General features: G+C 71.8%; 15 protein-coding genes and 1 tRNA gene. 11 read left to right on the top strand and 5 right to left on the bottom strand.

Annotation, left to right across the window (positions count from 1 at the left end; translation table 11 throughout):
• Nucleotides 1-306: 306 nt before the first annotated feature.
• Both ABZ027_RS27650 and ABZ027_RS27645 read left to right on the top strand, forming a co-directional pair.
• Entirely contained in the window at nt 307-1,290 is a 984-nt protein-coding gene (locus tag ABZ027_RS27650) for an aldo/keto reductase (RefSeq protein ID WP_356772963.1), read from the top strand.
• 26 nt (nt 1,291-1,316) lie between these two features.
• Complete coding sequence (locus ABZ027_RS27645; protein WP_356772971.1) at nt 1,317-3,410, top strand: helix-hairpin-helix domain-containing protein; 2,094 nt, start codon at nt 1,317-1,319, stop codon at nt 3,408-3,410.
• Between the two features lie 110 nt (nt 3,411-3,520).
• Here ABZ027_RS27645 and ABZ027_RS27640 read toward each other — a convergent pair whose 3' ends face one another.
• Nucleotides 3,521-4,216, bottom strand: coding sequence for a hypothetical protein (locus tag ABZ027_RS27640; protein WP_356772961.1), 696 nt, complete (start codon nt 4,214-4,216; stop codon nt 3,521-3,523).
• 47 nt (nt 4,217-4,263) lie between these two features.
• Between ABZ027_RS27640 and ABZ027_RS27635 the strand changes: the two genes are divergently transcribed.
• The gene (locus tag ABZ027_RS27635; protein WP_007380901.1) at nt 4,264-4,452 is read left to right on the top strand and encodes a DUF5703 family protein; all 189 of its coding nucleotides are present in this window, start codon (nt 4,264-4,266) and stop codon (nt 4,450-4,452) included.
• Between the two features lie 112 nt (nt 4,453-4,564).
• Here the strand turns inward: ABZ027_RS27635 and ABZ027_RS27630 are convergent, their stop codons facing one another.
• The 3 genes from ABZ027_RS27630 to ABZ027_RS27620 all read right to left on the bottom strand — a co-directional run bounded on the left by ABZ027_RS27630 (nt 4,565) and on the right by ABZ027_RS27620 (nt 7,455).
• Complete coding sequence (locus ABZ027_RS27630) at nt 4,565-5,587, bottom strand: chaplin (protein ID WP_356772959.1); 1,023 nt, start codon at nt 5,585-5,587, stop codon at nt 4,565-4,567.
• 153 nt (nt 5,588-5,740) lie between these two features.
• A complete protein-coding gene (chpH, locus tag ABZ027_RS27625) occupies nt 5,741-5,974 on the bottom strand; it encodes a chaplin ChpH (RefSeq protein ID WP_356772958.1) in 234 nt (77 codons plus the stop codon).
• Between the two features lie 155 nt (nt 5,975-6,129).
• Entirely contained in the window at nt 6,130-7,455 is a 1,326-nt protein-coding gene (locus tag ABZ027_RS27620; RefSeq protein WP_356772956.1) for a M20/M25/M40 family metallo-hydrolase, read from the bottom strand.
• 210 nt (nt 7,456-7,665) lie between these two features.
• On the opposite strand from ABZ027_RS27620, the gene ABZ027_RS27615 reads away from it, so the two are divergent.
• The 4 genes from ABZ027_RS27615 (at nt 7,666) to ABZ027_RS27600 (ending at nt 14,002) form a co-directional block, all read left to right on the top strand.
• Nucleotides 7,666-7,750, top strand: a tRNA-Leu gene (locus ABZ027_RS27615).
• A 339-nt stretch (nt 7,751-8,089) separates the two neighbouring features.
• On the top strand, nt 8,090-11,962 hold the full coding sequence (locus tag ABZ027_RS27610) for a Pls/PosA family non-ribosomal peptide synthetase (RefSeq protein WP_356772954.1): 3,873 nt from the start codon (nt 8,090-8,092) through the stop codon (nt 11,960-11,962).
• 190 nt (nt 11,963-12,152) lie between these two features.
• Nucleotides 12,153-13,532, top strand: coding sequence for a M1 family metallopeptidase (locus ABZ027_RS27605; RefSeq protein WP_356772952.1), 1,380 nt, complete (start codon nt 12,153-12,155; stop codon nt 13,530-13,532).
• A gap of 59 nt (nt 13,533-13,591) precedes the next feature.
• The gene (locus ABZ027_RS27600; protein WP_356772950.1) at nt 13,592-14,002 is read left to right on the top strand and encodes a YchJ family metal-binding protein; all 411 of its coding nucleotides are present in this window, start codon (nt 13,592-13,594) and stop codon (nt 14,000-14,002) included.
• Between the two features lie 80 nt (nt 14,003-14,082).
• On the opposite strand, the gene ABZ027_RS27595 is transcribed toward ABZ027_RS27600, so the two are convergent.
• Nucleotides 14,083-14,784, bottom strand: coding sequence for a FadR/GntR family transcriptional regulator (locus ABZ027_RS27595; protein ID WP_356772948.1), 702 nt, complete (start codon nt 14,782-14,784; stop codon nt 14,083-14,085).
• Between the two features lie 150 nt (nt 14,785-14,934).
• Here ABZ027_RS27595 and ABZ027_RS27590 point away from each other — a divergent pair, with 150 nt between their 5' ends.
• The 4 genes from ABZ027_RS27590 to ABZ027_RS27575 all read left to right on the top strand — a co-directional run bounded on the left by ABZ027_RS27590 (nt 14,935) and on the right by ABZ027_RS27575 (nt 18,751).
• Nucleotides 14,935-15,453 (top strand): gluconokinase, encoded by a 519-nt coding sequence (locus tag ABZ027_RS27590; protein ID WP_356772969.1) that lies wholly within the window; start codon nt 14,935-14,937, stop codon nt 15,451-15,453.
• A gap of 76 nt (nt 15,454-15,529) precedes the next feature.
• On the top strand, nt 15,530-16,927 hold the full coding sequence (locus tag ABZ027_RS27585) for a gluconate:H+ symporter (RefSeq protein ID WP_356772946.1): 1,398 nt from the start codon (nt 15,530-15,532) through the stop codon (nt 16,925-16,927).
• A 10-nt stretch (nt 16,928-16,937) separates the two neighbouring features.
• On the top strand, nt 16,938-17,696 hold the full coding sequence (locus tag ABZ027_RS27580; protein ID WP_356772944.1) for an SDR family oxidoreductase: 759 nt from the start codon (nt 16,938-16,940) through the stop codon (nt 17,694-17,696).
• A 17-nt stretch (nt 17,697-17,713) separates the two neighbouring features.
• Nucleotides 17,714-18,751 carry an L-idonate 5-dehydrogenase gene (locus ABZ027_RS27575; RefSeq protein WP_356772942.1) on the top strand — a complete coding sequence of 346 codons (1,038 nt, stop codon included), beginning with the start codon at nt 17,714-17,716 and terminating at the stop codon, nt 18,749-18,751.
• Nucleotides 18,752-18,766: the final 15 nt, after the last annotated feature.

The following is an 18,766-nucleotide window of genomic DNA, read 5'->3' as shown; positions in this document are numbered from 1 at the left end:
GGGGGGGGGGCGGGGTGGGGGGTGTCCGTCCTCGGAACGTCGCGGAATCGGTTTCTTGGGAAACTGGCGGTGTTGACGCGACAACCGCTGCGGGCGGACACCCCCGACCCGTCCCCTTCGCGCCGTACGCGGGTGCCGCGACCCGTCCCCTTCGCGCCGTACGCAGGTGCGGCGACCCGGGCCCTTTGTGTGCCGTGGGTGGGTGCGGCGATCCGGTCCCTGTGTGCCATGGGCGGGTGTGGGCGGGAGGAACTGGTTATCCACAGGTACCCACATGGCAGGTTCTGGCCAGTAATCTCGGCGTTCATGGAGCAGAGGCATCTCGGCCGCACCGGCCTGCGTGTGTCCCGCATCGGGCTCGGCACCCTGACCTGGGGACGGGACACCGATGAGCATGACGCCGCGGACCTCTTGAAGACCTTCTGGGAAGCCGGCGGGAGTCTTGTCGACACGGCGGATGTGTACGGCGACGGGGAGGCCGAGTATCTGCTCGGACGTCTCATAGAAGGGCTGGTGCCTCGTCGGGACCTGGTCATCTCCACGAAGGCCGGCAGCGTGCCGGATCCCGACCGTCGGTTCGACGGGTCGCGCGGGCATCTGCTCGCCGCGCTGGACGCCTCGCTGGCCCGGCTGGGAACGGACTACGTCGATGTGTGGCACATCCACGCCTTCGATCCGGACACGCCGATGGAGGAGAGCCTGCAAGCGCTGGATCTGGCGGTCAGCAGCGGGCGGGCCCGGTATGTCGGGGTGTCGAACTTCTGTGGCTGGCAGCTCGCCAAGGCGGCGACGTGGCAGATGTCGGCGCCGGGTACCCGGACCCGGCTGGCCAGTACGCAGCTGGAGTACTCGTTGCTCCAGCGCGGTGTCGAGCGGGAGGTGCTGCCCGCCGCGCTGGACCTCGGGATCGGCATGCTTCCCTCGTCGCCGCTCGGGCGTGGGGTGCTCACCGGCAAGTACCGGCACTCGACGCCAGCCGACTCGCGGGGCGCCTCGGAGCATCTGGCGCCGTTCGTCGCGCCGTATCTCGACGACACGGCGACGCGGATCGTGGACGCCGTGACGACGGCGGCGGACGGGCTCGCTGTGACGCCGCTCCAGGTGGCCCTCGCCTGGATCCGGGACCGGCCAGGAGTGGCCGCGCCGATCGTGGGCGCGCGCAACGCGCAGCAGCTCACGGCGGCGTTGTCAGTGGAGGCCCTTAGTCTTCCTGACGAGATCTGCCGGGCGCTCGACGATGTGTCGGCGCCTGTGCACCGCTATCCCGATCACGACTGGAGCACGCTGTGAGCACGGAGCCGGAGCCCGCTGAGGACCTGGAGGAGGGCGTCACGGGTAAGACACCGGATGCCGCGGACGCTGGTGAGGACGCGGGTCAGGTGTCGGAGGCCGCGGCCGAGCTCGCCGCTCAGCGGCTGGAGCGGGAGCGGATCGCGAAGCGGAAGGCCGAGAAGGCGCCGATCGCCGCCGGGACGAAGCTCAGTGGCCCGGCCGCCGATCTGCTCGCGGCCGTGCGGGCCGTGGAGAGTGGTGAGAAGCCGGTGGTGACGGCTGCGGCGGTTGTCGAGGAGCCGGTGCCTCGTGGATACGTGCCGGGGCCGAAGCCGCAGGTCCGCGTGGAGGCTGCCGTCCCGGCGGCGGATGTCGTTGAGGCCGTGCGGGGTGTGCTGGTCCAGGGGGGTGCGCCGGACGGGCTCGCGGCTCAGGTCGCGGCGGTGCTCGGCGAGGGCGCCGGTGAACGGCTGCGGGCGGACCCCTGGCAACTGTTGCGGGTCGGCGGGGTGCGGCCCGAGCAGGCCGACGGGTTCGCGCGGGCACTGCTGGGCGCGGAGTGCGGGCCGGACGACGAGCGGCGCGGGCGGGCCGTCACGGTGTGGCTGCTGGAGCAGGCCGCCCTGGCGGGGCACACCGTCCTGGAGATGCCCGCCCTGGTCGCGGCGCTCTCCCAGCGGGGCGTGCCGGATCCGGACGCGGCCATCCAGGAGACCCTCGCCGAGGGCGACGCCCTGGCCTTCCAGGACGCCCTGGAGGAGCCTGGAGCGTCTGTCCGGGGGGACAACGAGGAGAACGAGGAGGACGAGGAAGAGGAGCGGCCGGTCCGTGTCCTCGTGGGGCTCGAGCGGTACGCCCTCGCGGAGGAGAGCCTCGCCGATGGTCTGGCCCGGCTGATCAACTCCGTGCCGAAGAAGGATGGTTCGGACGGGGAGTGGGAAGACGAGGAGTGGGAGCGGATCGCGGAATCGGTCGGCGGGTCAGCCGGAGAGCTGATCCGTGCGGTGGCCGGTCATGGGCTCGTGCTGCACACCGGCGGCGAGGCCTCGCTGGCCGAGCCCGCGGCGCTGCTGCGCGCTGCGGGGGAGCTCGGGCTGCGGGCCTGGGCCGCCGCCCATGGTCCGCTGGGGCGTGACCGGTTCGCGTCCCTGTCGGGCGGGGTGGCGGGGCGGGAGGAGTCGTCCGGTGTCGTGACTGTCGCGGGGCTGCTGTCCGGTGCCGAGGGGCCTGGGCGGGACGCCGAGGGCGCGTTCGACCTCGATCTGCTCGTCGTCCTGGACGCGCCTCAGCTGGACGTCGAGACGGCGGCCCTGCTGTCGGAGTCGCTGGCGGACGGTGCCCGGCTGGTGTTGGCCGGGGATCCCGCGGTGCTGTGGTCCGTCGGTCCCGGGCGGGTGTTCGCGGACCTGCTGGCCGCCCGGGTCTGCCCGCAGGTCGCCTCGCGGCGGCCGGATCCCGGGCCGCTGGGCGAGCTGGTGTCCGGCATCGGGATCGGTGAGCTGAACCAGGTCGAGGCCCCGGGCAAGGAGGTCGTGATCGTGCCGGCGCGGGACGCGGGTGAGGCCGTGCACCGGACCGTGCAGCTCGTCGCGGACTCGGTGCCGAGGGCCATCGGCGTGCCTGCCGAGGACACTCAGGTGATCACTCCGGGCCACGGCGGTGCGGCCGGCACCCGCGCGCTGAACGTGGTTCTCAAGGAGCGGCTCAACCCGGGCCCGGGCCGCTTCGGCGGTTTCGACCCCGGCGACCGGATCGCCTACTCCCCCACGCCCGGGCGTACGGTGCCCGGCCACGTGGTCAAGGCCGACGCCGACGGGCTGCACCTGTCGTGCGCCGGCGAGACGGTCGTCGTACCGAAGGAGCGGGTGGAGCAGGATCTGCGGCACGGGTGGGCGCTGACCGCGCATCAGGCGGTGGGAGGCCGGTGGCCGGCGGTGGTCGTGGTGCTGCCCGGTGACGCGGCGCAGGCGCTCAGCCGACCGTGGGTCTACACGGCGTTCGGGCGGGCGGAGCGGCATCTGTCCGTGGTGCACGGCGCGGAACAGGCTCTGCCCAGGGCGGTCGCCGAGGTCCTCGCCAAGCCTCGTACCACTCGGCTGCCCGTTCTGCTGGCGCCGCAGGTTCCGGTGGCCGGCTGAGCAGGTGGCCGACTGAGCACGATGGCAGCAGAAGGGCGGCGGTCCTGGAGGGTCAGCCTCCGGGGTCCGCCGCCCTGGTTCTCAGACGTCGTCCTCGCCTGTGGGGGCGCTCAGCGGTCAGCGTCCAGGGGTTCCAGGTCTTCGTCCTCGTCCAGGTCCGCGTCGAGGTCGTCGGGCTCGTCGTCGGGTTCGTCGTCGATCTCGTCGTCGAAGACCGCGCTGACGTCGAAGCGGCAGACCACTCGCTGGGCGTCGGCCTGCTCGAACGGGGCCTCCAGCCACTCGCCGGGCTCGGGCGCTTCGTCGGCGGCCGTCACCCAGAGGGTGGAGTCGCCCTCCTCCAGGCCGAACTCCTTGTGCCGGGAAGCGATCTCGTCCGGTTCGAACTCGCCGAACAGCAGCCCCAGGGCTCCATGGACCGTGCCGGATGCCCCCGCGCCGCTGCCGGCCTCCTCGTCCGCCGCCTCGATCCGCTGGGCCTGTGCCAGCAGTCGCTGCGGCTCTACGACGGCGTAGTCGCGGCGAATCAGCACACTGAGGGCGCTCGGTTCCTCGGGGCCCGTGTACGGCGGGAGCGAGTCGTCCGCTCCGGGGATCTCGAAGGGTGTGACCTCGTCGTATCGGTCGTAGAGCAGTTCGTCGTAGGTTTCGGCGGCCGCGGCCAGCTCGTTGAACGCCTCGTAGACGGCCGGGTCGTCCTCCCCCGACCTGCGTTCGACCGCGGCCAGGTGGCGGTCGAGCGCGGTCTTGACCGCCTCGGCGGCGGCTCGTACCTCGGCAGCGGTGGGCTGCGCAGCATCAGACATAGTGCAGACGCTATCCGTACCGGGCCCCAGCCCGCACAATAGATGCGATGCCGGAATACGAATTTGTCGACGTCTACGTACCGCGCGGGGTCTCCCGCAAGGACGCCACACGTCTGCTGACGGACCATGCCGAGTACGGTCACTGGGAGTTGGACCGCCTGAGCCTGATGCGCGACGGCAGCCGCAGGGTGCGGTTGCGGCGGAGGATCATCCGTCAGGTCCGCGCCACCTGGTGAGCTGAGGCGACGGAAACGGTGCGGGCCCCACCGAGGCAGGGCCCGCTCCGTCGTGCGCACCGCCGGGGAGAGATCGCGGTGCTGGTCTCCCCTCCGCGCGGCTTGTGTGTGTCTACGCGGAGGCGCGGGCCTTCCGGTAGATCAGGGTGCCTGCCAGCAGCGCACCCGCGCCCATCGGCAGGGCGAGGCCCATCGGCAGGTCGCTGCCGGTGTGCGCGAGCTGGGCGGTGCCGCCCACCGGCTGGGTCGATACGAACCGGGCTCCGGGCTGGTTGCCGTGCGTGGAGCCGACCTGCGTCCCGCCGTGCTGGGTGTTCGGGGCGTGCGGGGTGTTGGGGTTGGTGTTCGGGGCACTGGGGCGGCTGGGCTCCACCGGGCCGTTCGAGTCGCCCGGGTGACCGGGGTGGCCCGGAATGCCCGGGTGGCCCGGAGTGCCCGGGTGGCCCGGGTGCTGGGAACCGCTGGGCGGGGTCGTCCTGTCGCCGCCGCCCGGAGGCGTGCCCGGGTGTCCGCCGCCGACACCGTCGCCGTTCTCGCACTCGCCGGCCGCGGTGGCGTTGCCGATCCCGATGAGGCTGACGTTGTTGCCGCAGACATTCACCGGTGCGTCGATCGGCACCTCGACGTGATTGCCGGATCCGACGCCCGGCGAGCCACCGGTGTGACCGCCGGCGTGCGAGCCGCCAGGCCCGTCATGACCGCCGTGGCCGCCATAGCCGCCGTGGCCGGAGTGACCGCCATGGCCTCCATGACCGGAGTGACCGCCATGGCCTCCGTACCCGCCCGAGTCGTCACCGTAGCCGCCCGAGTCGTCGCCGTGACCGCCCGAGTCGTCGCCGTGACCGCCCGAGTCGTCGCCGTAGCCGCCCGAGTCTCCGCCCCCGGTCCGGACGTCGGTGTTGACGCACTTGTTGCCCATCGCCGGGTTGAGGAGCCCGACGACGTTGACCGTGTTGCCGCAGACGTTCACCGGTGCGTGCAGCGGCGCCTGCACCGAGTTGCCCGACAGCACGCCGGGCGAGCCGACGCTCGACCCGCTCGCGCCCGAGCCGGCGTGCGCGGCACCGCCGGTGGCGGCGATCACACCGGTCGCGGCGGCCACGGTCATCAGGCCCTTGCGGGTGACCTGTCGCATTACTGAATCCCTGCCTTCGACATTGTCCCGGAATCTCGACGTTCAGAAAGAACGCATAACCGTGAGGGGCTGTTTATGGCCGGTCGGCCTCGGGGCACAGGGCGTGCGCTCCGAGGCCGACCGGCTCAGCCCCTCACGGGGCGACGCACAACGTCACTTGTTGATGCAGGTGTTGCCGAACGCGGGGTTCAGCAGCCCGATCACCGAGACAGTGTTGCCACAGGCGTTCACCGGGACGTGGACCGGAACCTGGACGACGTTGCCGGACAGGACGCCCGGGGAGTGCACGGCTGCACCCTGGGCACCGGAGTCGGCAACGGCCATGCCCGCACCCGCGAGAACCAGACCACCGGTGACAGCGGCGGCAGTGAAGATGTTCTTGATCATTATTCCTCCTCGTTGGCAATGCGATCCCATTAGCGGATCGCATCACCTGTAACGAGGAAGGAGTAATCGAGCTACGAGCCTATCGTCGCATTCACTCTTCTCAGTCGATTCCGTACGGGCGCCCGAATGCTGAAGTTTCGTTTCAGTGGGCGAATTCAGGACGCATCGATGAACCTGTCGAGCACCCGCACGCCGAACTTGAGCCCCTCCACCGGGACGCGCTCGTCGACTCCGTGGAACATGCCCGCGAAGTCCAGCTCGGGCGGCAGCTGGAGAGGTGCGAAGCCGAAGCCCCGGATGCCCAGGTCGTCGAAGGACTTGGCGTCCGTCCCGCCGGAGAGCATGTAGGGGACCGCCTGCGCGGTCGGGTCCTCGGCCAGCAGCGAGGACTGCATCGCCTCCACCAGCGCCCCGTCGAAGGTGGTCTCCAGGGCCTTGTCGGAGTGCACGTCCTCGCGTCGCACGTTCGGACCGAGGAGGCGGTCGAGGTCGGCGAGGAACTCCTCCTCGTGCCCCGGCAGGAACCGTCCGTCGACGTGCGCGGTGGCTTCGCCCGGGATGACGTTGACCTTGTAACCGGCGCCCAGCTGGGTGGGGTTGGCCGTGTTGCTGAGGGTCGCGCCGATGAGCTTGGCGATGCCGCCGAGCCGGGCCAGGGTCGACTCCATGTCCTCCGGGTCGAGGGGGGTGCCGAGCGCGTCGCCGAGTTCGTCGAGGAAGGCCCGGGTGGTCTTGGTGACCCGCACCGGGAAGGTGTGCCGGCCGAGCCGGGCGACGGCCTCCGACAGTTCGGTGATGGCGTTGTCCCGGTGGATCATCGACCCGTGTCCGGCGGTGCCGGCCACGGTCAGCTTCATCCAGTGCATGCCCTTCTCGGCCGTCTGGATCAGATAGAGCCGCCGCTGCTCGCTCACGGTGAACGAGAACCCGCCGACCTCGCTGATCGCCTCGGTGACGCCGTCGAAGAGGGCGGGGTGGTTCTTGACGAGGTGCTTGGCGCCGTACGTGCCGCCCGCCTCCTCGTCGGCGAGGAAGGCGAGGACGATGTCGCGCGGGGGCCTGCGCCCGCTGCGCAGCCGGTCGCGGACGACCGCCAGCGTCATCGCGTCCATGTCCTTCATGTCGACCGCGCCGCGCCCCCACACGCACCCGTCCGCGATCTCGCCGGAGAAGGGGTGGTGGGTCCAGTCGTCGGCGTTGGCCGGTACGACGTCGGTGTGGCCGTGGATGAGCAACGCGGGCCGGGACGGGTCCTCGCCCTCGATCCGGGCCACCGTCGAGGCGCGCCCCGGGTGCGATTCGAAGATCTCCGGTTCGAGCCCCACCTCGGCGAGCTTCTCGGCGACGTACTCGGCCGCCCTGCGCTCACCGGGTCCCGAGTGGTCGCCGTAGTTGCTGGTGTCGATCTGGATCAGTTCGCGGCAGAGGTCCACGACCTCGTCCTCGCCGGTGACGCCCCTGGCGCTGTCCGTCTCGCTCACGCTGCTTCCTCCCGCACTGTCGCCGCTGGTGGTCCCTGTCATCCTCCCCCTCTCCCCGGTCACACCCCAAGGGCGCTCCCGGCCCGTCACACCCCGTTCACGCACGGAGGGGGGTGCGCTCCGTGAGCCGGGGGGTGATCAGGGGCCTGTCGGAGCCTGGTAATGTTTCCTCTGTCGCCGCGGGGTCACCCCGCATGCGACGTACACCTTGTCCGGGTGGCGGAATGGCAGACGCGCTAGCTTGAGGTGCTAGTGCCCTTTATCGGGCGTGGGGGTTCAAGTCCCCCCTCGGACACTGACGGAAGCACCTCCCGAAGACCCCTGTTGACCAGGGGTCTTCTGCTTTTCTGGGGTCCCGTCCCCGCTCCTGGCCACGTCGCCGCTGGCGGGGCAGCCGGTGGGGCAGCCGACGACTGTGCGCGATCTCTCCTTCGGGCACGAACCTGCTGGTCAGCGCCGTTCGCCAAACTGCCCGGCCGCCTCGAACGGCCGACCCGGGTGGCCGTTCTGGGCGGTCGAACCTAGCTTCGTACTAAAATTTCCGGCTTGTTACGTGAGCTGGACCGGACAATCCCAGGCAGACCTGCGGACCCGCCGGCGCCCCGGGCTTCCGGGAACGAGACGCGAGGACCCGATGGCAGCCACACACGAGAGCAGCGCTCTCGGTCTGCTCGACGAAGAGATCCGCGAACGGTTCGGCGACACGGCACGTTTTTCCGGGGGTCCGGCGGCCTCCCCGCGCACGCTCGTCGACGTCTTCGACGCTTCCGTACGCTCGTATCCGAACGAACTCGCCCTGGACGACGGCACGACGCAGCTCACCTACCGCGCACTGGCCGCGGAGGTGGAGAGGCTGCGGCGGCGGCTCGCGCACGTCGGGGTGGGTCTCGGTGACCGCGTGGGCGTCCGGGTGCCGTCCGGGACCAATGACCTCTACGTGGCGGTCCTCGCCGTGCTGGCCGCGGGTGCCGCCTATGTGCCCGTGGACGCGGAGGACCCGGACGAGCGGGCCGAGTTGGTGTTCGGGGAGGCGGCGGTGCGGGCCGTCGTCGGGGGCGGGCACGAACTGACCGTGCACGGCCGGTCCGAGGCTCCCGCCGCGCGTCCCGGTGTCGAGCACGACGCCTGGATCATCTTCACCTCCGGGTCCACCGGGAAGCCCAAGGGTGTCGCCGTCAGCCACCGCAGCGCCGCCGCCTTCGTGGACGCCGAGGCCGCGCTGTTCCTCACCGAGGACCCGATCGGGCCCGGGGACCGGGTCATGGCGGGGTTGTCGGTCGCGTTCGACGCGTCCTGCGAGGAGATGTGGCTGGCCTGGCGGTACGGGGCCTGTCTGGTGCCGGTGCCGCGCGCCCAGGTCAGGAGTGGAGCCGACCTCGGGCCCTGGCTGGTCGAGCAGGAGATCACCGTGGTGTCGACGGTGCCGACGCTGGCCGCGCTGTGGGAGCCCGAGACCCTCAACGACGTACGGCTGCTGATCTTCGGTGGTGAGGCGTGCCCGCCCGAGCTGACGCAGCGGCTGGTGACGGAGGGGCGCGAGGTGTGGAACACCTATGGGCCCACCGAGGCGACCGTGGTGGCATGTGCCTCGCTGCTGAGCGGCGAGGAGCCGATCCGGATCGGGCTGCCGCTGGACGGCTGGGAGCTGGCGGTCGTCGACGACGCCGGGGAGCCGGTGCCGATGGGCTCCAGCGGTCAGCTGGTGATCGGCGGGGTCGGCCTCGCCCGGTACCTCGACGCCGACAAGGACGCGGAGAAGTACGCGCCGCTCAAGTCCCTGGGCTGGGAGCGGGCGTACCGCAGCGGTGACTTGGTCAAGGCGGAGCCCCAGGGACTGGTGTTCCTCGGGCGGGCCGACGAGCAGATCAAGCTCGGCGGGCGGCGCATCGAGCTCGGCGAGGTGGACGCGGCGCTGCAGGCGCTGCCCGGTGTCGCCGGGGCCGCCGCCGCGGTACGGACCGCCCGCAGCGGCAATCAGCTCCTGGTCGGGTATGTCGTCACCCAGGACGGCTGGGACCACGCGACCGCCGTCGAGAGGCTGCGCGCGGAACTGCCCGCGGCCCTCGTACCGCTGCTCGCGCCGGTCGCCGAGCTGCCGACCCGGACCAGCGGCAAGGTCGACCGGAACGCCCTGCCGTGGCCGCTGAAGGAACTGGGGGGCAACGGTCCCGTCGAGCAGCTCTACGGCACCGAGGCCTGGCTGGCCGAGCAGTGGAGCGAGGTGCTCGGCATCCCCGTGACGAGCGCGCGGGACGACTTCTTCGCCATCGGCGGCGGCAGTCTCGCCGCGGCCCAGCTGACCACCCGGCTGCGCACCCGCTACCCGAGCGCCGCCGTCCTCGACATCTACCAGCAGCCGGTGCTGCGAAAGCTGGCCCGGCACCTGGCGGAATCGGCCCAGGACGACGGCGCCGCGCGGGTCGTCGCTCCGGTTCCGGTGCGCGCCCAGGTGGCCCAACTCCTCCTGTTGCTCCCCCTGTTCACCGTGCTCGGGCTGCGCTGGAGCGTCGTGCTGGCCGCGTTCGGGAACCTGCTGCCCGGGTACTCCTGGCTGCCGACCGGCCCGTGGTGGCTCGTCGGCGGCGGGGCACTGCTGTTCTTCAGCCCGCCGGGGCGCCTCGCGATCGCCGCGGGCGGGGCGCGGCTGCTCCTCAAGGGGGTCAGGCCGGGGCGGTATGCGCGCGGTGGCGACGTGCACCTGCGGTTGTGGGCCGCCGAACGGCTGGCCGAGTTCAGCGGGGCGACCTCGCTGACCGGGTCGTGGCTGGAGCGGTACGCGCGGGCGCTGGGCGCCAAGGTCGGACCGGAGGTGGATCTGCATTCGCTGCCGCCGGTCACCGGCATGCTCAAGCTGGGCCGGGGCGCGGCGGTGGAGTCCGAGGTGGACCTGTCCGGCTGGTGGCTGGACGGCGACCGGCTGGAGATCGGCCCGGTCAAGGTGGGCGCGCACGCCGTGGTCGGCACCCGCAGCATCCTCTTCCCGGGGGCCCGGGTGGGCAAGCGGGCCGAGGTGGCGCCGGGTTCCGCGGTCACCGCTCAGATTCCGACCGGGCAGCGGTGGGCGGGTGCCCCCGCGGTCAAGCTCGGCAAGGCCAAGCGGAACTGGCCCAAGGAGCGGCCGGCGCGGGGCACGTACTGGCGGGTGATGTACGGCCTGTCGGGCTTCGCGCTCGGTGCGCTGCCGGTGCTGGCGGGCGCGGCCGCGCTCCTGGTGGGCCGCTGGTTCGTCACACCGGAGGTGACGGCCTCGGGTGTCGCGCTCGGCCTCGTGCCGGCGACCCTCGCCTTCGGGCTGGCGTACGCGCTGCTGCTCCTGGTCGCGGTACGGCTGCTCAGTCTGGGCCTGCGCGAGGGCACGCATCCCACGCACAGCCGGACCGGCTGGCAGGCGTGGACGGTCACCCAGTTGATGGACCGCTCGCGGGAGATGTTGTTCCCGCTGTACGCCGGGCTCATCACGCCGGTGTGGTTGCGGCTGCTGGGGATGCGGATCGGGCGGGGTGCGGAGGTGTCGACGGTGCTGGCGCTGCCCAGCCTGACGACGGTCGGTGAGGGCGCGTTCCTGGCCGACGACACGCTGACCGCGCCGTACGAGCTCGGTGGCGGCTGGATGCGGATCGGACGGGCGGAGATCGGACGGCGGGCCTTCCTCGGGAACTCGGGGATGACCGCGCCGGGACGGTCCGTGCCGGACGGCGGGCTGGTGGGGGTGCTGTCGGCCACGCCGAAGAAGGCGAAGAAGGGCAGCTCGTACCTGGGGCTGCCGCCGATGAAGCTGCCGCGTGCGGTGTCCGGCGGCGACCAGAGCCGGACGTACGACCCACCGGCCCGGCTGCTGTGGGCGCGTGGGCTGGTGGAGCTGTGCCGGCTGGTGCCGGTGTTCTGCTCGGCGGCGCTGGCCGTGCTGACGGTCGCCGCGCTGTGCGCGCTCGGGTCGGCCGGCGTGCTGGGCGGGTGGGCGCCGCTGCTGTCGGGGCTGGTGCTGCTCGGGGCGGGGTTCGTGGCGGGACTGGTGTCCGTCGTGGCGAAGTGGGTGCTCGTGGGGCGGCACCGCAGCGGGGAGCATCCGCTGTGGAGTTCCTACGTGTGGCGCAACGAGCTGGCGGACACCTTCGTGGAGGTGCTGGCGGTGCCGTGGCTGGCGGGTTCGGTGCCCGGTACGCCGGTGCTGACGGCGTGGCTGCGTGGGCTGGGGGCGCGGATCGGCCGGGGTGTGTGGGTGGAGAGCTACTGGCTGCCCGAGACCGACCTGGTGACGCTTGAGGACGCGGCGACCGTGAACCGGGGCTGTGTGCTGCAGACGCACCTCTTCCACGACCGGATCTTGCGGACGGATACTGTGGTCCTCCGTGAGGGCGCCACCTTGGGCCCTGGCGGAATCGTCCTGCCGGGCAGCACCATCGGCGCCCGTACGACGCTGGGGCCGGCGTCGCTGGTGATGGCGGCGGAGTCCGTTCCGGACGACACCCGCTGGCTGGGCAACCCGATCGAGTCATGGCGTTCCTGAGCGCGGACCGGCCGGGGTCGGGCGCTGTCCGGCGGATCAGCGCGCGTGCAGGGCGGCGTCCGGCGAACGCCGGTGAGCGGTGGCGAACGCGCGTGCCGGTCCCCGCTCCTGCGGCATGATCTACGGGACAGGTTTTCCGTACGGCACACCGGCACCACGTCCGAGCACAGCGCAGGGAGCAGACGCAGCAGTGACCGTTCAGCAGTCAGTGGGTCCGGACCCGTACTTCCCGGCGAACGGCGATGCACGCTACCGGGTGCACCGCTACGAACTCGCGCTGGACTACCGCCCGGCTCCCAACCGGCTGTCGGGGACGGCGCGGATCAACGCCATCGCGGGACGGTCGCCGCTGGCCGAGTTCCAGCTGAACCTGGCCGACTTCAAGATCGGCCGGGTCCGGGTGGACGGCCGGCAGCCGCACTACACGCACCGGGGCGGCAGGCTGCGGGTCCGTCCGGCCAAGCCCGTGCGGCCCGGCGCCGCCTTCACGGTGGAGGTGCACTGGTCGGGGAACCCCACGCCGGTGAACAGTCCCTGGGGCGGGCTCGGCTGGGAGGAGTTGGAGGACGGGGCGCTGGTGGCGAGCCAGCCGATCGGGGCGCCGTCCTGGTACCCGTGCAACGACCGGCCCGCCGACAAGGCGTCGTACCAGATCTCGGTCACGACTCCGTCGGCGTACGCGGTGGTGGCGGGCGGGCGGCTGCTGACCCGGACGACGAAGGCCTCGACGACCACCTGGGTGTACGAGCAGGCGGCGCCCACGTCCAGCTATCTGGTCGGGCTGTCGATCGGCAAGTACCAGACGGTGCTGCTGGGCGATCCGGGGCCGGGCGGGGTGCCGCAGCACGGGCACATTCCGGCGCACCTGCTGCCGGAGTTCTCGCGGGACTTCGCGCGCCAGCCCCAGATGATGGACCTCTTCCAGGAGCTGTTCGGTCCGTACCCGTTCGACGAATACGCGGTGGTGGTGACGGAGGAGGAGCTCGATGTCCCGGTCGAGGCACAGGGGCTGTCGCTGTTCGGCGCCAACCATGTGGACGGGGCGCGGGGGTCGGAGCGGCTGGTGGCACACGAGCTGGCGCACCAGTGGTTCGGCAACAGTGTGTCGATCGCCGACTGGCGGCACATCTGGCTGAACGAGGGGTTCGCCAAGTACGCCGAGTGGCTGTGGTCGGAGCGGTCGGGTGGCCGTACGGCTCATCAACTCGCCGCGGCGGCCCACCGGTTGCTGGCGGGCCGGCCCCAGGACCTGCGGCTGGCCGATCCGGGGCGCAAGTCGATGTTCGACGACCGGCTCTACCAGCGGGGCGGGCTGGCCCTGCACGCGGTGCGGTGCGCGACCGGCGACGAGGCGTTCTTCCGGATACTGCGCGGGTGGGCGACGCAGCACCGGGGCGGGGTGGTGAGCACGACGACGTTCACGGCGCACGTGGCCCGTTTCGCTCCGGAGCCGCTGGACGAGGTGTTCGAGGCGTGGGTGTACGGCACCGCGCTGCCGCCGTTGCCGGTGCCGGGCGCGCGAATACCGGCCCGTCCGACGCATCCGCCGACCAACGCCGGGCCCGCGTAGGGACGCCCCAGCGACGGTCCGGTGGCCTCGCGTAGTGGGGGCGGCGGCACAATGGGCGCATGTCCCGACGCAGTTCCCGCCCCGCCCGACCCGCCCGCTTGGCCGGTACCTGCCCCTGCGGGGGGCCCGAGCCGTACGACGCGTGCTGCGGACGGTTCCACGCGGGCGCGGCCGCTCCCACCGCCGAGGCGCTGATGCGGTCCCGCTACTGCGCCTTCGTGAAGGGTGACTCGGCGTATCTGCTGCGGACCTGGCATCCGCGGACCCGGCCCGCGCGCATCGACCTCGATCCGGGGCAGCGGTGGACGGGGCTGGAGATCCTGGGGGCGACGGAGGGGTCCGCGTTCCACACCACGGGGACCGTGACCTTCCGGGCCTCGTTCCGGGGCGGATCGCTGCACGAGCGGAGCCGGTTCGAGCGGGTGGAGGGGGCCTGGGTGTACGTGGACGGGGAGTTCCTCGACCAGTAGGAGACCGGTGGCGGACCGACCGGCGGCCGTCGCGGCCGACTGGGGGGGGGCAGTCGCTGACCGGTTGACGGCCGGTCGGGCTACGGCGCCAGTATGTCCAGTTCGTGGAGCGCGCCCACTGTGATCTGGCGGGTCAGTTCCTCCGCGCGCCACGCGTCGCCCTCCCGGACCGCCTCGGCGACCTGGACGTGCAGGGTGACGGCCGCCGGGTCGGGGTCCTCGAACATGACCTCGTGCTGGGTTCGGCCCGCGAGGACCTCGGCGACGACGTCGCCGAGACGGGCGAACATCTCGTTGCCTGAGGCGTTGAGGATCACCCGGTGGAAGGCCATGTCGTGGACGAGGTAGCCCTCCAGTTGGTGGCCGCGCGAGTGGGCCACCATGCCCAGGGCGCACTCGGTGAGTTCGGCGCACTGTTCCGCCGTGGCATGTCGGGCGGCGAGGCCCGCGGCGACGGGCTCGACGGCCGAGCGCAGCGTGGTGAGTGAGCGCAGTTGCCGCGGGCGGTCGGCGCCGGCCAGACGCCAGCGGATGACCTGGGGGTCGTAGACGTTCCACTCGTTCTTGGGCAGCACGGTCACGCCCACCCGGCGGCGGGACTCGACCAGGTGCATGGACTCCAGGACCCGCACCGCCTCGCGCATCACGGAACGTGAGACGTCGAAGCGCTGGGCGAGTTCGTCCGTACGCAGGACGCTGCCCGGCGGGTACTCACCCGCGGTGATCTCGGGGCCGAGGGCGTCCAGTACCTGGCCGTGCAGTCCCCGGCCCGATGTGCTCATGGACTCAGCCTACGGGGCACGCCGCACACCACCCCCCGAAAAAGTCAGACTTATTTGTCACGAGGTCTTGAATTCGTCGTACCTAATGGGTTTCAGTGTGGCGGACGTCAGATGTCGACGTCGGATGTCGAGGAAGACAGCGAGGCACTGATGCGTACCCCTCACGTCGTCGTGGTGATGGGCGTCGCGGGCACGGGCAAGACCACGATCGGTCCCCTGCTCGCGTCCCGGCTGGGCGTCCCGTACGCCGAGGGCGACGACTTCCACCCGCCGGCCAACATCGCCAAGATGTCGGCCGGCACCCCGCTCGAGGACGCGGACCGGTGGCCGTGGCTGGACGCCATCGGCGACTGGGCGCACCGGCGGGCCGGGCTCGGCGGGGTGGTGAGCTGCTCGGCGCTGAAGCGGTCGTACCGTGACCGCCTCAGGGCCGCGGCGCCGGGTGTGGTGTTCGTGCATCTCGCGGGTGAACGGGCGCTGATCGAGGACCGCATGGCGCATCGACAGGGTCACTTCATGCCGACCGCTCTGCTGGACTCCCAGTTCGCCACGCTCCAGCCGCTCGGCGCGGACGAGGCCGGGGTCGTCGTGGACGTCGCCGGCGGCCCGGAGGAGATCACCGAGCGGGCCGCGAACGCGCTCGACGCCCTTCCCGAGACATCGCGGTAGTCACTCCCCCACAGCACCCCCCACGTTCACTCGCAGTACCACTCCCCCAATCCCCGTACCTGCAAGGGAAATCCCCGTGACCAGACTCAGTGTCGAGATGCTGGCAGCGGACGCACCCGAGCCGATCACCTCGGCCGGCCACGCTCAGCTGGGTATCGCCGCTCTGGCGGGCATCGCCGTCATCGTCCTGCTCATCACCAAGTTCAAGCTGCACGCCTTCCTGTCGCTGACCCTCGGGACGCTGGCGCTCGGCGCGTTCGCCGGGGCCCCGCTCGACAAGACGATCCTCAGCTTCACCACCGGACTCGGGTCGACGGTGGCCGGCGTCGGCGTGCTCATAGCCCTGGGCGCGATCCTCGGCAAGATGCTCGCCGACTCCGGGGGCGCCGACCAGATCGTCGACACGATCCTGGCTCGGGCGGGCGGCCGCACCATGCCGTGGGCGATGGTGCTGATCGCCTCGGTGATCGGGTTGCCGCTGTTCTTCGAGGTCGGCGTGGTGCTGCTGATCCCGGTCGTCCTCATGGTCGCCAAGCGGGGCAACTACTCGCTGATGCGGATCGGCATCCCGGCTCTCGCGGGCCTGTCCGTGATGCACGGTCTGGTCCCGCCGCACCCCGGCCCGCTGGTCGCCATCGACGCGGTCAAGGCCAACCTCGGCGTCACCCTGGCGCTCGGCGTGCTGGTCGCCATCCCGACCGTGATCATCGCCGGTCCGCTGTTCTCGAAGGTCGCCGCCCGCTGGGTGGACGTCCCGGCGCCCGAGCGCATGATCCCGGCCCGCGCCTCGGGGGAACTGGAGCGGCGTCCCAGCTTCGGCGCGACCCTGGCCACGATCCTGCTGCCGGTCGTCCTGATGCTGGCCAAGGCGCTGGTCGACATCGTCATCGACGACCCCGAGAACACCGTGCAGCGTGTCTTCGACGTCGCCGGCTCCCCGCTGATCGCGCTGCTCGCCGCGGTGCTGGTGGGCATCTTCACCCTGCTGCGGCCCGCCGGGTTCGCCAAGGACCGGGTGTCCGAGCTGGTCGAGAAGGGGCTCGCGCCCATCGCGGGCATCCTGCTGATCGTCGGCGCGGGCGGTGGCTTCAAGCAGACGCTGGTCGACTCCGGCGTCGGCCAGATGGTGCTGGACATCTCCAAGGACTGGTCGATCCCGGCGCTGCTGCTGGCCTGGCTGATCGCGGTGGCGATCCGGCTGGCGACCGGTTCGGCGACGGTGGCGACCATCTCGGCGGCCGGCCTGGTGGCCCCGCTCGCGGCCGACATGTCGACGACCCACGCGGCCCTGCTCGTCCTGGCCATCGGCGCCGGCTCGCTGTTCTTCAGCCATGTCAACGACGCCGGGTTCTGGCTGGTGAAGGAGTACTTCGGCCTCAGCGTGGGTCAGACGGTCAAGACCTGGTCGGTCATGGAGACGATCATCTCCGTGGTCGCGGGCGGTCTGGTTCTGCTGCTTTCCCTGGTCATCTAGGAGTACGACGATGAGTCACCCCCTGTTCGACATCAGCGGGCGCACGGCCCTGGTCACCGGCTCCAGCCGGGGCATCGGACTGGCGCTGGCCCGGGGCCTCGCGGAGGCGGGCTGCCGGGTCGTCCTCAACGGACGGGACGGCGAACGGCTCGCCGAGGCCGCCGCGAAACTGCCCGGCGACGTCCACACGGCCGTGTTCGACGTGACCGACGGCTCGTCGGTCGCCGCCGGCATCGCGGATGTCGAACAGCGGGTGGGCCCGCTCGACATCCTGGTCAACAACGCCGGGATGCAACTGCGCGCCCCGCTCCTGGAGTTCGCCGAATCCGACTGGCACCGGATCCTGGACACCAACCTGACCAGCGCCTTCCTGGTCGGCCGGGAAGCCGCCCGTCGGATGACGGAACGCGGCCACGGCAAGATCATCAACATCTGTTCGCTGCAGAGCGAGGTGGCCCGGCCCGGCATCGCGCCCTACGCCGCCACCAAGGGCGCGCTGAAGATGCTCACCAAGGGCATGTGCGCGGACTGGGGACCGCACGGCGTCCAGGTCAACGGCCTGGGCCCGGGCTACATCGAGACCGAGTTGACCCGACCCCTCGTCCAGGACGAGGAGTTCAGCGCCTGGGTGCGGCGGCGCACCCCGGCCGGGCGCTGGGGCCGTACCGAGGACCTGGTGGGCGGGGTGCTGTTCCTCGCCTCGCCCGCCGCGGACTTCGTGGGCGGGCAGGTGCTGTATGTCGACGGCGGCATGACGAGCGTGCTGTGAACTCGGAGGAGACGGCGATGCTGGGATGTGTGATCCACGGCCAGGACGATCTGCGGGTCGAGGAGGTGCCGGTGCCGTCACCGGGCCCCGGCCAGGCGCTGGTCGCCGTCCGCTACGGCGGTGTGTGCGGGTCCGACCTGCACTACTGGCGGCACGGCGGGGTCGGTGACTTCCGGCTCAGGGAGCCGATGCTGCTCGGCCACGAGGTGGTCGGCACGGTCGTCTCGTACGGTGCCGGAGCGTCAGGTCCCGCCGTGGGCAGCGCCGTCGCCGTGCACCCGGCGAGTCCCTGCGGGGTGTGCCCGGAGTGCGTGGAGGGGCGTCGGAACGTCTGCCGGGACACGCGTTATCTCGGCAGCGCGGCCCGCTTCCCGCACGTCCAGGGTGGCTTCGCGGCCCAAGTGGTCGTACCGGCTGATCAGTTGCGGTCGCTTCCGGCCGGCCTTCAGCTGCGTCGGGCGGCGCTCGCGGAACCGCTGTCGGTGGCGCTGCACGCGGTGCGGCGGGCCGGGGACGTGCGCGGACGGCACGTCCTGGTCACCGGCGCGGGTCCCATCGGGTGCCTCGTGGTCGCGGCTGCCAAGGCCGCGGGCGCCGCGCAGGTGACGGTGACGGACCTGCTCCCGGCGGCGCTGCGGTACGCGTCGGCCGCGGGCGCCGACACCGTCGTACGGGCGGACGATCCGGACGATGCCGGGTGGCCGGTTCAGGCGGATGTGGCCGTTGAGGCGTCCGGGGTGGCGGCAGGGCTCGACGCCTGTCTGCGGCGGGTGCGGCGCGGTGGGGTCGTCGTGCAGCTCGGCATGCTGCCGTCCGGGCCGAGCCCCTTCGCGGGCAACCTCGTGGTGAGCCGGGAGATCGAGTTGCGGGGCGCGTTCCGCTTCGACGGGGAGTTCGACGAGGCGCTGGAACTGCTCGCGTCCGAGCCGGCGTTCGACGAGCTGGTCAGCGCGGTACTCCCGGTCGAGGAGGCGGAATCGGCGTTCGCGCTGGCCGCCGACCGGAGCCGCTCGTGCAAGGTGCTGCTGGACTTCGGCGTCCTCGGCACACCCTGAGACAGCACGGCGGCC

The sequence above is a fragment of the Streptomyces sp. NPDC006332 genome, assembly GCF_040612855.1.
GTDB lineage: Bacteria > Actinomycetota > Actinomycetes > Streptomycetales > Streptomycetaceae > Streptomyces.
This window is presented reverse-complemented; position numbering and strand designations above follow the sequence as displayed.

Coding starts and splice junctions, on each gene's coding strand:
- ABZ027_RS27650 (WP_356772963.1), top strand. CDS start 307: ATGGAGCAGAGGCATCTCGGCCGCACCGGCCTGCGTGTGTCCCGCATC.
- ABZ027_RS27640 (WP_356772961.1), bottom strand. CDS start 4,216: ATGTCTGATGCTGCGCAGCCCACCGCTGCCGAGGTACGAGCCGCCGCC.
- ABZ027_RS27635 (WP_007380901.1), top strand. CDS start 4,264: ATGCCGGAATACGAATTTGTCGACGTCTACGTACCGCGCGGGGTCTCC.
- ABZ027_RS27630 (WP_356772959.1), bottom strand. CDS start 5,587: ATGCGACAGGTCACCCGCAAGGGCCTGATGACCGTGGCCGCCGCGACC.
- chpH (WP_356772958.1), bottom strand. CDS start 5,974: ATGATCAAGAACATCTTCACTGCCGCCGCTGTCACCGGTGGTCTGGTT.
- ABZ027_RS27610 (WP_356772954.1), top strand. CDS start 8,090: ATGGCAGCCACACACGAGAGCAGCGCTCTCGGTCTGCTCGACGAAGAG.
- ABZ027_RS27600 (WP_356772950.1), top strand. CDS start 13,592: ATGTCCCGACGCAGTTCCCGCCCCGCCCGACCCGCCCGCTTGGCCGGT.
- ABZ027_RS27595 (WP_356772948.1), bottom strand. CDS start 14,784: ATGAGCACATCGGGCCGGGGACTGCACGGCCAGGTACTGGACGCCCTC.
- ABZ027_RS27590 (WP_356772969.1), top strand. CDS start 14,935: ATGCGTACCCCTCACGTCGTCGTGGTGATGGGCGTCGCGGGCACGGGC.
- ABZ027_RS27580 (WP_356772944.1), top strand. CDS start 16,938: ATGAGTCACCCCCTGTTCGACATCAGCGGGCGCACGGCCCTGGTCACC.
- ABZ027_RS27575 (WP_356772942.1), top strand. CDS start 17,714: ATGCTGGGATGTGTGATCCACGGCCAGGACGATCTGCGGGTCGAGGAG.